The sequence below is a fragment of the Streptomyces rectiviolaceus genome (genome assembly GCF_039533825.1).
GTDB classification, from domain to species: Bacteria; Actinomycetota; Actinomycetes; order Streptomycetales; family Streptomycetaceae; genus Streptomyces; species Streptomyces rectiviolaceus.
On the sequence record NZ_BAAAUG010000217.1, the window covers coordinates 1 to 14,843 of the forward strand.

The window sequence follows — 14,843 nt, forward strand, 5'->3', positions numbered from 1 at the left end:
CTTTCGGGCCTGATTCCCAGTCAGCGGGGTTTGTCTTCCCGGCTGTTGGGCCGTTCCGACGAGTGAGACTTTAGCGGAATCCGGGCTCCCGACCTAATCGGGGCGTCCTTTCGAACGTGGATTCCTCATTTCGCAAAAGCGCATGAAAACGAGCAGACGACGGGTCATCGAAGAGACACGACATCGATCGCTTGAATGGTTCTTGCGGAATGGCTGCCCGGGGACCGACCAGAGGTCGGCGCTCACGCCGGACAACTCGGAGAACACTACGTACGCGGTCTGGGCGTGTCAACCCTGGTACGCGGTGGCCCGCGAGGGCTACCGTAGGAGCCGTGACTACGCATGCGCACACCCAGCTGTGGTGGGCCGCCTGACGGCGGCCGTACATACGCATGTACCCAACGGCTGCCGACTCGGCGGCCGTTTCTTGTTTCTCCCCCTGGAGGACCCGGAGCCCGGTCGGCGGGCCGGCGGTCCTGAGCAAGAGGTGGAGAGATGACGAGGATCTTCAGCGGGGTCAAGCCGACGGGACACCTGACCTTGGGGAACTACCTGGGCGCCGTGCGCCAGTGGGCAGAAGTTGATCAGCACCGCGCCGAGTCGCTGTTCAGCGTCGTCGATCTGCACGCCCTGACCGTGGACCACGATCCCGGCCGGGTACGCAGGCTCAGTCGACAGGCGGCGACGCTGTTGCTTGCGTCGGGGATCGATCCCGAGCGGGCCACCGTGTTCGTACAGAGTCATGTGGACGAGCACGCCCGGCTCTCGTATCTGCTCGAGTGCGTCGCGACGGACGGCGAGATGCGGCGGATGATCCAGTACAAGGAGAAATCCGCCCTTGAGCGGGCCCGCGGCGGGAGTGTGCGGCTTTCGCTGCTCACCTATCCCGTGCTGATGGCGGCGGACATCCTGGCGTACGGGGCGGACGAGGTGCCGGTCGGGGACGACCAGGTGCAGCACGTCGAGCTCACCCGGGATCTGGCCGTGCGGTTCAACCAGCGGTACGGACACACGTTCGTGGTGCCGCGGGCCACGTATCCCAAGGTGGCGGCCAGGGTCATGGATCTGCAGGATCCGGCTTCGAAGATGGGGAAGTCCGGCGATGCCGGGGCCGGGATCATCTATCTCCTCGACGAGCCGGACGTCGTACGGAAGAAGATCCTGCGCGCTGTCACGGACAGCGGGAGCGAGGTCGAGTACGACCGGGAGGCCAAGCCGGGGATCTCGAACCTGCTGGAGATCCTGGCGTCCTGTGAGGGTGGGAGCCCCGAGGGCTTGAGCGGTGTGTATGAGTCGTACGGGGCTTTGAAGAAGGACACCGCTGATGCAGTGGTGGAGATGCTGAGGCCCGTGCAGGAGAAGCACAAGGAGCTGGTTGCTGATCCCGCGTATGTAGAGGAGGTGTTGCGGCGGGGGGCTGAGCGGGCCAGGGAGATGTCCAGGCCGACGGTGGACACCGCCTATCGCGCGATCGGCCTGCTGCCTCCGGTGGACGAGGCGCGGTAGGCACAGGGGCCGGTGTCGGGGCGCCGCGGTGGGCGCCCCGGCGGCGGGCGGTCAGCTGTTGTTGCCGGAGGCCAGTTCGCGGCTGCGGTCGCGGGCGGCTTCGAGTGCGGCGATGAGGGCTGCTCGTACGCCGTGGTTCTCGAGTTCGCGGATGGCGTTGATCGTGGTGCCGGCTGGGGAGGTGACGTTCTCACGGAGCTTGACCGGATGTTCGCCGCTGTCTCGGAGCATCACGGCGGCGCCGATCGCGGCCTGGACGATGAGGTCGTGGGCCTTGTCGCGGGGCAGGCCGAGGAGGATGCCCGCGTCGGTCATGGCCTCGACCAGGTAGTAGAAGTACGCCGGGCCTGAGCCAGAGAGGGCGGTGCAGGCGTCCTGCTGGGTCTCGGGGACGCGGAGGGTCTTGCCGACGGCGCCGAAGATCTCCTCGGTGTGGGCGAGGTGGGCGGCGGTGGCGTGGCTGCCGGCGGAGATGACGGACATGCCTTCGTCCACGAGGACCGGGGTATTGGGCATGACGCGGACGACGGGGGTGCTGTCGGCGAGGCGCTCCTCGATGAAGGAGGTGGTGATGCCGGCGGCGGCGCTGATGATCAGGCGGTCGGGCGTGATGTGCGGGGCGAGCTCGTCGAGGAGGCGGCCCATGTCCTGAGGCTTGACGGCGAGGATGAGGGTGTCGGCCTGCTTGGCGGCGTCGGCGTTGCTGACGGGTTCGACGCCGTAGCGGGTGCGGAGTTCGGCGGCGCGTTCGGAGCGGCGGGTGGTGACCAGGAGGTCGGCGGGGGCCCAGCCGGCTCGGATCATTCCGCTGAGGAGGGCTTCGCCGATCTTGCCGGTGCCGAGGACTGCGACGGGCTGGGGCATGTGTGGGTCACCCTCCAGGTGCGGGTCAGCGGGTCAGCGCTTCAGCTTGGAGCAGGTCAGCGCTTCGGCTTGGTGGGGTCATCCTCGCATTGCTGGGTCAGGCCGTGCGGCGGCGGAGGGTGGCGGCGCCCAGGGCGAGGACGAGTACGGCGCAGCCCGCGACGATGACGGCGTCGCGTACGAAGTCGCCGGTGACGGAGGGGTGGCGGAGGACTTCGTTCATGCCGTCCACGGCGTACGACATGGGGAGGACGTTGGAGATCGCTTCGAGGGCCGGTTGCATCTTGTCGCGCGGGGTGAACAGGCCGCAGAGGAGGAGCTGGGGGAAGATCACGGCCGGCATGAACTGGACGGCCTGGAACTCGGAGGCCGCGAAGGCGGAGACGAAGAGGCCCAGTGCCGTGCCGAGCAGGGCGTCGAGGAGCGCGACCAGGAGCAGCAGCCAGGCGGATCCTGTGACGTCGAGGCCGAGGGCCCACAGGGCGAGGCCGGTGGCGAGGACCGACTGGATGACGGCGAGGAACCCGAAGGCGAGGGCGTAGCCCGCGATGAGATCGCCCTTGGCCAGGGGCATGGCGAGGAGGCGTTCGAGGGTGCCGGATGTGCGTTCGCGGAGGGTCGCGATCGAGGTCACGAGGAACATCGTGATGAGGGGGAAGATGCCGAGCAGCGAGGCGCCGATGGAGTCGAAGGTCGCCGGGCTGCCGTCGAACACGTAGCGCAGGAGCAGCAGCATCACGCAGGGGACGAGCAGCATCAGCGCGATGGAGCGGGGGTCGTGGCGGAGCTGCCGCAGGACACGGGCCGCGGTGGCGAGGGTGCGGTAGGTGTTCATCGGGGGCTCCTGGTGGGGGTGGTGCTGTTAGTGGAGGTAGAGCTGGTGCTGGTGGCGTCGCTCCTGGACGCGGCTACTGCCTCGTCGACCAGGTGCAGGAAGGCCGCCTCGACGGTTTCGGTGGCGGTGCGGGTGCGGAGGGCTTCCGGGGTGTCGTCGGCGAGGAGTTCGCCTTCGCGCATGAGGAGGAGGCGGTGGCAGCGTTCGGCCTCGTCCATGACGTGCGAGGAGACGAGGATCGTGGTGCCTCGGTCGGCGGCGATGGAGTGGAAGAGGTTCCACAGGTCGCGGCGGAGTACGGGGTCGAGGCCGACGGTGGGTTCGTCGAGCACGAGGAGCTCCGGGGCGCCGAGGAGGGCGACGGCCAGGGAGACGCGGCTGCGCTGGCCTCCGGAGAGGTTGCCCGCGAGGGCGTCGGCGTGCGTCGTCAGGTCGACGTCGTCGATGGCTCGCGTGACGTGGTCGTGGCGGCGGTGGGCGGCGGGGCCGCGGCCGGGGTCCAGGATCGCGGCGAAGTAGTCCAGGTTCTGGCGGACGGTCAGGTCGTCGTAGACGGAGGGATCTTGGGTCACGTAGCCGATGCGGGACCGGAGGCTGGGGGCGCCGGCCGGGTGGTCGAGGACGTTCAGGGTGCCGGTGACCTTGGCCTGGGTGCCGACCACCGCGCGCATGAGGGTGGATTTGCCGCACCCTGAGGGGCCCAGAAGGCCGGTGATCTGGCCCTTCGGGACGGTGAAGTCCAGGGCGCGGAGGACTGTGCGGGGGCCTCGGACGACGGTCAGGTCCCTCGCCTCGATGGCAGGCGGTTCCTCGATATTCATCATGTGATGATTATGGCGCTCCCGCCTCGGGGGGCGTCAAGTGGTGGCCTGGTTTTCGGGGGCATGTCAGGGGCTGTGTCGGGGCGAGGCGGGGGCTCAGGAGGCGCAGGAGGCGCAGGAGGCGGAGGCAGGTGTCGCAGGAGACGGAGGCTCAGGGGGTGGGGCGGATCGCCAGCAGTAGGTCGACGACGTAGCTCTCCTCGACGATTTCGTCCGGGAAGACCTTCAGGAGTTCCGTGCGCTCCTCGGTGAGGAAGGCGGCCGTGCGTTCCTTGCCGAGGACCAGGAAGGCCGAGTGGCTGCCGATGTTGGCGAGGTGGGAGTCGAGGGGGATCCGGCGGCTCCAGCGGATCCGGTCCCGGCGGAAGTCCAGGGCCGTCGTCAGCTCGCTCGTCCGGTCCGCGGTGCGCCGCGCGCCGTCGTCGAACCCCAGGCAGCGGGCGATCCGCGCGTCCTGCGCGGAGAGCCACGGCAGCGTGTGGTCCGCGATGTTCCACCACAGGGCGAGCGCGCCGCCGGGGCGCAGTACGCGGAGGGCTTCCGGGACGGAGCGTTCCTGATCCGTCCAGTGCCAGGCCTGGGCGTACGTGATGAGGTCGGCCGAGCCGTCCGTGAACGGCAGGTGGTCGCCGTCGCCCCGCACGAGGGGGGTGTCCGGCAGCGTGCGGCGGAACTCGCGTCCCATCCCGTCGCCCGGCTCCACCGCGACGACGTCGGCGCCGCGGTCGACGAGGAGAGCGGTCGCGATGCCCGTGCCCGCGCCGACGTCGAGCACGCGGGCCCCGGCGAGGGGGCGGCCCGCCAGGTGCTCGACGGCGTCGAGGAGGGCGGGGGGATAGGAGGGGCGGTGGGCCGCGTACTGGGCGGCTGCCGCGTTGAAGGAGTGAGCGCGGCGCGAAGTGGCTGCAGTCATGCGGTCATCCTGGCCCCGGGGCCCTGAGCTCCGTCACCCCTCGTCGCTCAGGGCGGCTTGTCGCTCAGGTCGCCCGTCGCTCAGGTCGGCCCGTCGTTCAGGCCAGCCCGTCGTTCAGGCACCCCGTCGCTCAAGCCGCCCGTCGTTCAGGCACCCCGTCGCTCAAGCCGCCCGTCGTTCAGGCACCCCGTCGCTCAAGCCGCCCGTCGCTCAAGCCAGCCCGTCGCCCAGGCCGCCGTCGCTCAAGCCGCCCGTCGCCCAGGCCGCCCGTCGCTCAGGCCAGCCCGTCTTTCAGGCCAGCCCGTCACTCAAGCCGCCCGTCGCTCAAACCGCCCGTCACTCAGGCACCCCGTCGCTCAAACCGCCCGTCACTCAAGCCGCCCGTCGTTCAGCTCGCCCGTCGTTCAGCTCGCCCGTCGTTCAGCTCGCCCGTCGTTCAGCTCGCCCGTCGCCCAGGCCGCCCGTCGCTCAAGCCGCCCGTCGCCCAGGCCGCCCGTCGCCCAGGCCGCCCGTCGTTCAGCTCGCCCGTCGCCCAGGCCGCCGTCGCTCAAGCCGCCCGTCGCTCAAGCCAGCCCGTCGCCCAGGCCAGCTCGTTGCTCAAGCCGCCCGTCGCTCAGGTCAGCGTTCAAGCCTTCCTCTTCTTGCGGGACGGGTTGCCCGTGCGGCGTGACGTGCGCTTTGTGTACTGCTCGCGGGCCGCCTCGTACTCGTCGCGGTGGAGCTTCTCGCCGGGGGCCTCGGTGAGGGAGCGGAAGAAGTAGGCGAGGAGGACGCCGACGAAGCCGATCGTCATGAGGCCGCGCATCGACGACTGGGACGCGGGGTCGTGGCGGCGGGAGAACCCCTCCCAGGCTCGGCGGAAGGCGATCGCGCTGCAGATCGAGAACATGATGAGGACCAGGAAGTTCACGAACGTCCCTACGTCCGCGACCGCCATGCCCTCGTACGCGAACCGCAGCACGAAGCAGCCTGCCGCGGCCGCGAGCAGCGATCCTGCCGCTACGCCTGCGCGGCGCGCCCCGTAGCCGTTGTCGTGGCCGACCCAGGTCGTGCCGAAGAAGCGGAGGGGCTCGGGCTGCGGGCCGGGGGCCGTCGCGGCCGTCGCGGCTGGGGCAGCTGGGGCGTCCGTGTGGTCGGGGGTGCTGGAATCTGCGCTCACCCGTCGAGTATCGCCCGGAGCGGCCCCGGCGTGGCGCAGGGCGGGCGCGCCCTATTCGTCCCCCGCCTTGCCTTGCCCTACCACTCGGCGGCTAGTTTGTGGGGCAGGACAGGTATCTGGGCCCATGGCGAAAACTGGTGCACGCGGGACGGGGAGGTCGGGGAGAGTGTCGCTCCGCGGAGGTGACCCAGCTGAGATCGGCGGCTATCCGCTGGAGGCGCGGCTCGGCTCGGGCGGCATGGGCACGGTCTTTCTGGCGCGTACGGCCTCGGGGCGCCCCGTGGCCATCAAGCTGATCCACCAGCAGTTCGCGGGGGACGAGGAGTTCCGCATCCGCTTCCGGCAGGAGGTGGCGGCGGCGCGGCGGGTGAGCGGCGCGTTCACCGCCGCCGTGGTCGACGCCGACCCGGAGGCCGAGCACCCGTGGATGGCGACGGCCTATATAGAGGGGCACACGCTCGCCCAGCACATCGCCAAGAAGGGCCCGCTGACCGGCGTGGACCTGCGCATGCTCGCCATCGGTCTGACGGAGGCGCTGCGTGACATCCACCGCGTGGGCGTCGTCCACCGCGACTTGAAGCCGTCCAATGTCGTGCTCTCGCCCGAGGGCCCGCGCGTCATCGACTTCGGCATCTCGCGCGCCGCTGACCAGCAGACGCTGACGATGACGGGGCGGGTCATCGGTACGCCGCCGTTCATGTCGCCGGAGCAGTTGCAGGCGCCGCGTGGGGTCGGGCCGCGGTCCGATGTCTTCTCGCTGGGTACGTTGCTGGTGTACGCGGCGACCGGGCAGGGGCCGTTCGATGCGGACAGCCCTTATATGACGGCGTATCAAGTGGTGCACGAAGCACCGGAGTTGGACGCCGTTCCGGCCGCCCTGCGCGCGGTGGTCGAGCCGTGCCTCGCCAAGGACCCGGAGGCGCGGCCGTCGGCGGACCGGCTTCTTGAGCTACTGCGCGACCTGCCCGCCGAGTTGGGGGACACGGCGGGTGCGCGGGGCAGTCGTACGCGGGACACGGACACGCAGCATCACCGGTCCTCGGATGACGGGGCCGGGGGCAGCAGCACCGGGAGCAGCACCGCCCCCGGACTCATCACCGCACCCGCCGCCCCCGCCGCTCCCGCCGCCCCCGAAGGCACCCTCATCGGACGCAGTCTGCGCCGCCGTTGGCGCCCCGCGCTCGGCGCGGCCGTCGCCGTGGCCGCGCTCGGTGGCGGGATCGCGGCGCTCCAGCTCGGCTCGTCCGATGCTCCCTCCGGCGGCGACGGCGGCAACGGTGACGGCAGCGGCAAGGACCGTACGGTCGCGGCGGCCGAAGCGCCCCTGCCCGAAGGTTTCCGGCCGTGGCGCACGACCGTGCCCAACGACAAGGGCATCCCGGACGAGGTGCGCTGCGTGCCGCGCGGGGACGCGCTGTTCTGCGGGGGCGGCGGAGTCGTCGCGACCCGGCTGCGGATCTCCGACGGCAAGGAGATCTGGAAGGTGAAGAGCCCCGGCGTGCCCATGCAAGGCATGCACATCGTGGGCGCCACGAACGACACCGTCCTCGGCTATCGCATCCCGGAGGACGCCGCAGCGTCCGAACAGCCCGTCAAGCTGGTGGCGTTGGACGCCGGTACCAGCAAGGAACTGTGGTCCCGGCCGATCAGTGGTCAGTCCCAGATCTACACCGGGCGCTCGCAGGACGCGGTCCTGTCCGGCTCGACGGTCCTGTCGGTCGACACGGGCCGTACGCGGGTCGAGGCCAGGGACGTGCGCAGTGGGCGCCCGCTCTGGTCGACGCCGTTCCCCGCGGGGTCGGAGTGCACGCCGGTCCCGGCGGGTCAGCGGATGTACGCGATGTGCGCGCCGGCCGCCGAGGTCGCGAACGTCGAGGTACGCCGCCCCGTCATCCACACCCTCGACCTCAAGTCGGGGACGTTCGGCAAGGGCATCTCCGTCCAGGGGCCCGTTCACCCGATGGGTGGCGACGAGGGCAGGCTCGTACTCCTCCACCAGCGCATGCAGGGCCCCGAGTTCCTCGGGTACGACAAGGTGCTGCGGGTCGAGCCGGGCAGCGGTCGCGTCTCGACCCGGCCGCTGAAGAAAACGTACGGCGCGACGCCCGGCAGCGCGGACGGCACCGTCTACTTCGCCGAGCCCACCGGGCGGATCAGTGCGGTGGATCCGGCGACCGGGCGGCAGAAGTGGTCCCGGCAGACGGGTGTCGAAGGGGCCTCCGGGCCGACGGCGAGCGGTGGTGCGCTGTACTTCAGCTCGCCCAGCGGGCGCGTGGTCGCTCTTTCACCGCGGGGCAAGGCTCTGTGGAGTACCGGTCCGCGGGCCGAGGGTCTTGGCGGTGAGGTGAACGCGAGTCCGCGGGTGGTGGTTTCGGGGCGTGTGGTGGTTGTGGCGGCGGCCAAGAACACGGTCTTCACGTTCGACGCGACGAAGCCGCCCGGGTCTGGGTGACCCTGGGCGGCTTTGCCTGACGCTTAGGTCCAGGTGGCCCTGGGCGGCTTCGCCTGGCGCTTGTGTGTGGAGCTCAGCAGCGTGGTGCCACGTAGCCGTCGCTGCCAGTGCGGACGTACGTGTCGGAGACGTAGCGGCCGCTGCCGATGCGGTCCCAGAGCTTGGACGTGCCGGTCGGGCCCGTGACCTTCTCGCCCGGCTTCTGGCAGTGGATCGTCACTCGGGTTCCTGCCGCGAGGCGGCCTACCTTGCCGTACGACGTGCCCGGTCCTGAGCGGACGTTGACGTCTGCGGCGATGGGGTACGTCTTTGCCGCCGCGGCTTCGATGGCCTCTGCGGATTCTGGTGCTATGACGTTCTCGCTCATGCTTCTCTCCCCCGTGGAGCGGCGGCTTGGCGCCGCGCTTGGCTTGTTCGTCACTGAGTGGACGCGTGGGTGAGGTGGGGTGGTTGCGGTGGTTGGGTTCCTTTCCCCGATCCCGCCCCTTCCCGAATCTTCCGGCTCCGCCGGGCTCCTGGCTCGGTCGATCACCGGCTCCGCCGAGTTCGTCCTCAAACGCCGGACGGGCTGAAATACTCCGCCGGGTGGGTGGGGGATGACCCGAACCCGGGTGAGCGGGGGGATGAACCGGGTGGGTGGGGGGGGGGGGGAACGAACCGGGCCCGTGGGCAGTAGAGAGTCCCCGTGGCGCCCCCAGAACCGCGTCGGCCCGGGTCGGAGGGGATCCGGCCCGGGCCCGTAGTCCAAACGGAGGCGGCTAGCCCAGCTTTGACACGTCGCGGACCGCGCCGCGGTCCGCGCTTGTGGCCATGGCCGCGTACGCCCGCAGTGCTGCCGAGACCTTGCGTTCGCGGGACTTGGGGGCGTAGACGCCGCCCAGGGCCTCGCGGCGGCGGGTCAGTTCGGTGTCGTCGACGAGGAGTTCGATGCCGCGGTTCGGGATGTCGATGCGGATGCGGTCGCCGTCCTCGACCAGGGCGATCGTGCCGCCGGACGCCGCCTCGGGCGACGCGTGGCCGATCGACAGGCCCGACGTGCCGCCGGAGAAGCGGCCGTCCGTGACCAGGGCGCAGGCCTTGCCGAGGCCCCGGCCCTTCAGGAAGGAGGTGGGGTAGAGCATCTCCTGCATGCCGGGGCCGCCCTTGGGGCCCTCGTAGCGGATGACGACCACGTCGCCTTCCTTGATCTGCTTCTTCAGGATCTTGTCGACTGCTTCTTCCTGCGATTCGCAGACCACTGCCGGACCCTCGAACGTCCAGATCGACTCGTCGACGCCCGCCGTCTTCACGACGCAGCCGTCCACGGCGAGGTTGCCCTTGAGGACCGCGAGGCCGCCGTCCTTCGAGTACGCGTGGGCCGCGTCCCTGATGCAGCCGCCCGCGGCGTCCGTGTCCAGGGTGTCCCAGCGCTTCGACTGGGAGAAGGCGGTAGCCGAGCGCTCGCAGCCCGGGGCCGCGTGCCACAGTTCGACGGCCTCGGCGGAAGGCGAACCGCCGCGCACGTCCCACGTCTCGAGCCAGTCCTTGATGGACTGGGAGTGGACCGTGTGCACGTCCTCGTTCAGGAGGCCCGCGCGGTACAGCTCGCCGAGGATCGCGGGGATGCCGCCGGCGCGGTGCACGTCCTCCATGTAGTACGTGCCGCCGGGCGCGACGTTCGGGGCGACCTTGGCCAGGCAGGGCACGCGCCGCGAGACGGCGTCCATGTCCGCGAGGCTGTAGTCGAGCTCGGCCTCCTGCGCCGCCGCGAGCAGGTGCAGGATCGTGTTCGTGGAGCCGCCCATGGAGATGTCGAGCGCCATGGCGTTGTCGAAGGCGGCGCGCGTGGCGATGGAGCGCGGCAGGACCGACGCGTCGTCACCGTCGTAGTAGCGCTTGGCGATCTCGACGACCGTTTCGCCCGCCTTCTCGTACAGCGCCTTGCGGGCGGTGTGCGTGGCGAGCACCGAGCCGTTGCCGGGGAGCGAGAGGCCGATGGCCTCGGTCAGGCAGTTCATGGAGTTGGCGGTGAACATGCCGGAACAGCTGCCGCACGTCGGGCAGGCGTTCTCCTCGATGCGGAGGATGTCCTCGTCGGAGACGTTCTCGTCGACCGCGTCACTGATCGCGTTGACCAGGTCGAGTTTTCGGACCGTGCCGTCGACCAGGGTGGCCTTGCCGGCCTCCATCGGGCCGCCGGAGACGAAGACCGTCGGGATGTTGAGGCGCAGGGCCGCGTTCAGCATGCCGGGGGTGATCTTGTCGCAGTTGGAGATGCAGATCAGCGCGTCCGCGCAGTGCGCCTCCACCATGTACTCCACCGAGTCCGCGATCAGGTCGCGCGAGGGGAGCGAGTACAGCATGCCGCCGTGGCCCATCGCGATGCCGTCGTCGACGGCGATCGTGTTGAACTCGCGCGGGATCGCGCCCGCCGCGGTGATCGCCTCGGAGACGATCCGGCCGACCGGCTGGAGGTGGGTGTGGCCCGGGACGAACTCGGTGAAGGAGTTGGCTACGGCGATGATCGGCTTCCGCCCGATGTCCGCACCGGGTACACCGGAGGCACGCATAAGCGCGCGTGCGCCCGCCATGTTGCGGCCGTGGGTGACTGTGCGGGACCTGAGCTCGGGCATCGTCGCTCGCTCCTTCAGGGATCTCAGAGAGATAGGAATCGACTGTTGTCGAGCGTACGCCGACGCTCCACGATCTGGACAGGCTGTCCGGATGGCGGGACAGCTGTCTCGGTGAGCGGGCCCCAAGAGCCCCCCCAGAGCCCCCAGAAAGGGCTCCGCTCAGGGGCCCGTCAGATGCCCCTGCACCACCGGCGCGATCCGCGCGATGATCGCCTCCGGGTCCGCGGACGCCAGCGGCTCGATCTGGATCACGTACCGCAGCATCGCCGTGCCCACCAGCTGCGCGGCGGCCAGTTCCGCCCGCAGCTCCGCGTCCGGCTGGTCGACCTGACGCGCCACCCTGCCGAGCAGCTGCGTCGCGATGAGGCGGCGGAAGACGGCCGCGGCCGTGTCGTTGTTCACCGCCGAGCGCACGATCGCCAGGAGCGGTACGCGGGTCGCGGGGTTCTCCCAGACTCCGAAGATGAAGCGGGTCAGGCGCTCGCCGACGCCGTCGAGCGGGCCGTCCTCGATCGCGGCGGGCGCTTCGAGCGCGGGCGCGAAGGCCTCCTCGATCGCCGATGCGAAGACCTGCTCCTTCGTACCGAAGTAGTGGTGCACGAGCGCCGAGTCCACCCCGGCGGCCTTGGCGATCCCGCGCACGGACGTCTTCTCGTACCCACGGGCGGAGAACTCGGTGCGGGCCGCCTCCAGGATGCGGTCCCGCATCGCCGGGCCCTCGGCGGACTGCGTACGGGAGGGGCGTCCCCTGCGGCGCGGAGCCGCACCGCCCTGTGCCGGCGCCGTCACGACGCGGCCGCCGTCACGACCGGGGCACCTTCACAGCGGAGGCCAGATGCAGCCGCGTATAGGCGAGGGCCTCGGCGAGATCGGCCTCACGTTCGGCGCTGGACATCGCGCGCCGCGTATTGACCTCGATGACGACGTGCCCGTCGAAGCCGCTCGTCGCGAGGCGCTCCAGGAGTTCGGCGCACGGCTGCGTGCCGCGGCCCGGCACCAGGTGCTCGTCCTTGGCGGAGCCGTTGCCGTCGGCGAGGTGGACGTGACCGAGGCGGTCGCCCATGCGGTCGATCATCTGCATCGCGTCCGTGCGGGCGGTCGCGGTGTGGCTGAGGTCGACCGTGAAGTGGCGGTAGTCGTCCTTGGTGACGTCCCAGTCGGGGGCGTACGCGAGCATCTCGCGGTCGCGGTAGCGCCACGGGTACATGTTCTCGACGGCGAACCGGACGTCCGTCTCGTCGGCCATCCGCCAGATGCCGTCGACGAAGGCGTTGGCGTACCCCCGCTGCCAGCGGAAGGGCGGATGCACGACGACGGTCGACGCGCCCAGCTTCTCGGCGGCGGCCTGCGCGCGCTGGAGCTTCACCCATGGATCCGTGGACCACACGCGCTGCGTGATCAGGAGACAGGGGGCGTGAACGGCGAGGATCGGGATCTGGTGGTAGTCGCTGAGCCTGCGCAGGGCCTCGACGTCCTGGCTCACGGGGTCGGTCCAGACCATGACCTCGACGCCGTCGTAGCCCAGGCGCGCGGCGATCTCGAAGGCCGTCGCCGTCGACTCCGGATAGACCGAGGCCGTCGACAGGGCGACCTTCGCATCCGGGATGCGCACCACTGGTTCTGCCACGAGGGACAGCGTACGGGCCCCGCCTGGGCACCGGGGAAGTGGTCTCCCGCACACCCGAGCCGGATGGGACGCCGGATATGACGCCGGATGTGACGTACGTCTACGCCCCGTCGTCCGCAGGGGTGACCGCCGTCGCCGGAAGATGGTCGAGCCGGCGCAGGATCACGCCCTCGCGCAGCGCCCACGGACAGATCTCCAGCGTCTCGACCCCGAAGAGATCCATCGCGCCCTCGGCGACGAGCGCCCCCGCGAGGAGTTGTCCGGCCCGTCCCTCGGAGACTCCGGGCAGCTCGGCGCGCTCGACGGCGGTCATCGCGGCCAGCTGCGGGACCCAGTCCTCCAGGGACTTCCGCTTCAGCTCGCGCTGTACGTAGAGGCCCTCCGCGGAGCGTGCGGCGCCCGCGAGCCTGGCCAGCTGCTTGAACGTCTTCGACGTGGCCACGACGTGGTCCGGGGCGCCGAAGCGGCTGAACTCCCCGACCGTGCGTGCGATCTGGGCGCGCGCGTGCCGCCGCAGCGCCTTCACGTCGGCGGGGTCCGGCGGGTCCTGGGCCAGCCAGGCCGAGGTCAGCCGGCCCGCGCCGAGCGGCAGGCTGACCGCCGCGTCCGGTTCCTCGTCGATGCCGTACGCGATCTCCAGCGAGCCGCCGCCGATGTCGATGACCAGGAGCTTCCCCGCCGACCAGCCGAACCAGCGGCGGGCCGCGAGGAAGGTGAGGCGGGCCTCTTCGGCTCCGGTGAGGACCTGCAGGTCGACGCCGGTCTCCTCCCTGACCCGGGCGAGGACCTGATCGGCGTTGCTGGCCTCGCGGACGGCTGAGGTCGCGAACGGCAGCAGGTCCTCCACGCCCTTGTCCTCGGCGGCCTCCATCGCGTCACGGACCGTGCCGACCAGGCGGTCGACGCCTTCGGGGCCGATCGCCCCGGCCTCGTCGAGGAGTTGAGCGAGGCGCAGGTCCGCCTTGTGCGAATACGCGGGCAGCGGGCGCGCGCCGGGGTGCGCGTCCACCACCAGCAGATGCACCGTGTTCGAACCTACGTCGAGGACACCGAGTCTCATATACGGAACGCTACTGCGCGTACGACGGTCGCTGGTCCTCGGACCGGGCACTGCGCGCATACCCTGGAGACGTGCCAAAGACGAAAAAGGCGAAGACCGACAAAACGAAGTCAAAGAAGAAGTCGGGGAAGCCGGAGAAGGTGTCCCCGGGGAAGGTCCCGGGGACGGCGCAGCCGGACGAGAAGGGCCTCGACTTCGCCCGTGCCTGGGTGGAGTTCCCGGATCCCGCGGACGACGAGCAGATCTTCCGCTGCGATCTGACATGGCTGACCTCTCGGTGGAGCTGCATCTTCGGCAGTGGCTGCCAGGGCATTGCGGCGGGCCGGGCGGACGACGGCTGCTGCACGCTGGGCGCGCACTTCTCGGACGAGGACGACGAGAAGCGGGTCGCCGAGTCCGTGGCGCGGCTCACACCGGACATCTGGCAGCACCACGACATCGGCACGGTGAGCGGCTGGGTGTCGACGGACGACGACGGCGAGCGCCAGACCCGTCCGTACAACGGCTCCTGCATCTTCCAGAACCGCCCCGGTTTCGCCGGGGGCGCGGGGTGCTCGCTGCACATCCTGGCGCTGAAGGAGGGGCGTGAGCCGCTGGAGACGAAGCCGGACGTCTGCTGGCAGCTGCCGGTCCGGCGGACGTACGAGTGGATCGACCGGCCCGACGACACGCGGATCCTGCAGGTGTCCATCGGGGAGTACGACCGGCGGGGCTGGGGCCCCGGCGGCCACGACCTGCACTGGTGGTGCACGTCGGCGACGTCGGCGCACGGTGCGGGTGACCCGGTGTACGTCTCCTACCGCCCCGAGCTGACGGAGCTGATGGGCAAGGAGGGGTACGACCGGCTCGCGGAGCTGTGCGAGGAGCGCCTCGCTTCTCAGCTGCCTTTGCTTGCACCGCATCCGGCGGATCCTTCGCGGTAGAGAGGATTGATCCCCAACCCCGCCCCTTCCCGGCTGTGACATTTGCGGCTCCGCCGCGGGCCGCTCTGGCG

13 protein-coding genes are annotated in these 14,843 nt (G+C 70.5%); 3 read left to right on the forward strand and 10 right to left on the reverse strand.

The genetic code is table 11. The features are described 5' to 3' along the window. Positions 1 to 495: 495 nt before the first annotated feature. Complete coding sequence (gene trpS, locus ABD378_RS41790; RefSeq protein WP_344530326.1) at positions 496 to 1,506, forward strand: tryptophan--tRNA ligase; 1,011 nt, start codon at positions 496 to 498, stop codon at positions 1,504 to 1,506. Between the two features lie 51 nt (positions 1,507 to 1,557). Here trpS and proC read toward each other — a convergent pair whose 3' ends face one another. The 5 genes from proC to ABD378_RS41815 form a co-directional block, all read right to left on the reverse strand. Then, positions 1,558 to 2,370, reverse strand: coding sequence for a pyrroline-5-carboxylate reductase (gene proC, locus ABD378_RS41795; RefSeq protein WP_344530327.1), 813 nt, complete (start codon positions 2,368 to 2,370; stop codon positions 1,558 to 1,560). A gap of 97 nt (positions 2,371 to 2,467) precedes the next feature. Beyond that, positions 2,468 to 3,205, reverse strand: a complete 738-nt coding sequence (locus ABD378_RS41800) for an ABC transporter permease (RefSeq protein ID WP_344530329.1) — start codon at positions 3,203 to 3,205, stop codon at positions 2,468 to 2,470. Then, positions 3,202 to 4,029 (reverse strand): ABC transporter ATP-binding protein, encoded by an 828-nt coding sequence (locus tag ABD378_RS41805; RefSeq protein WP_344530331.1) that lies wholly within the window; start codon positions 4,027 to 4,029, stop codon positions 3,202 to 3,204. Before ABD378_RS41805 ends, ABD378_RS41800 begins: the two co-directional genes overlap by 4 nt. Before the next feature lie 148 nt (positions 4,030 to 4,177). Then, a complete protein-coding gene (locus tag ABD378_RS41810; RefSeq protein WP_344530333.1) occupies positions 4,178 to 4,939 on the reverse strand; it encodes a class I SAM-dependent methyltransferase in 762 nt (253 codons plus the stop codon). Positions 4,940 to 5,564: 625 nt separating this feature from the next. Then, a complete protein-coding gene (locus tag ABD378_RS41815; protein WP_344530335.1) occupies positions 5,565 to 6,098 on the reverse strand; it encodes an EamA/RhaT family transporter in 534 nt (177 codons plus the stop codon). Between the two features lie 166 nt (positions 6,099 to 6,264). Between ABD378_RS41815 and ABD378_RS41820 the strand changes: the two genes are divergently transcribed. Continuing rightward, positions 6,265 to 8,550, forward strand: a complete 2,286-nt coding sequence (locus ABD378_RS41820) for a protein kinase domain-containing protein (protein ID WP_344530337.1) — start codon at positions 6,265 to 6,267, stop codon at positions 8,548 to 8,550. A gap of 73 nt (positions 8,551 to 8,623) precedes the next feature. Here ABD378_RS41820 and ABD378_RS41825 read toward each other — a convergent pair whose 3' ends face one another. The 5 genes from ABD378_RS41825 to ABD378_RS41845 all read right to left on the reverse strand — a co-directional run bounded on the left by ABD378_RS41825 (position 8,624) and on the right by ABD378_RS41845 (position 13,849). Beyond that, a complete protein-coding gene (locus ABD378_RS41825) occupies positions 8,624 to 8,917 on the reverse strand; it encodes an SH3 domain-containing protein (RefSeq protein ID WP_160506444.1) in 294 nt (97 codons plus the stop codon). 391 nt (positions 8,918 to 9,308) lie between these two features. Continuing rightward, the gene (ilvD, locus tag ABD378_RS41830) at positions 9,309 to 11,162 is read right to left on the reverse strand and encodes a dihydroxy-acid dehydratase (RefSeq protein ID WP_344530340.1); all 1,854 of its coding nucleotides are present in this window, start codon (positions 11,160 to 11,162) and stop codon (positions 9,309 to 9,311) included. Between the two features lie 159 nt (positions 11,163 to 11,321). Next, positions 11,322 to 11,951 carry a TetR/AcrR family transcriptional regulator gene (locus tag ABD378_RS41835; protein ID WP_344530342.1) on the reverse strand — a complete coding sequence of 210 codons (630 nt, stop codon included), beginning with the start codon at positions 11,949 to 11,951 and terminating at the stop codon, positions 11,322 to 11,324. A 13-nt stretch (positions 11,952 to 11,964) separates the two neighbouring features. Continuing rightward, positions 11,965 to 12,789, reverse strand: coding sequence for a sugar phosphate isomerase/epimerase family protein (locus ABD378_RS41840; protein WP_344530344.1), 825 nt, complete (start codon positions 12,787 to 12,789; stop codon positions 11,965 to 11,967). A 100-nt stretch (positions 12,790 to 12,889) separates the two neighbouring features. Next, entirely contained in the window at positions 12,890 to 13,849 is a 960-nt protein-coding gene (locus ABD378_RS41845; RefSeq protein ID WP_344530346.1) for a Ppx/GppA family phosphatase, read from the reverse strand. 71 nt (positions 13,850 to 13,920) lie between these two features. On the opposite strand from ABD378_RS41845, the gene ABD378_RS41850 reads away from it, so the two are divergent. Next, positions 13,921 to 14,772, forward strand: coding sequence for a DUF3109 family protein (locus ABD378_RS41850; protein WP_344530348.1), 852 nt, complete (start codon positions 13,921 to 13,923; stop codon positions 14,770 to 14,772). The last annotated feature ends 71 nt before the right edge of the window (positions 14,773 to 14,843 follow it).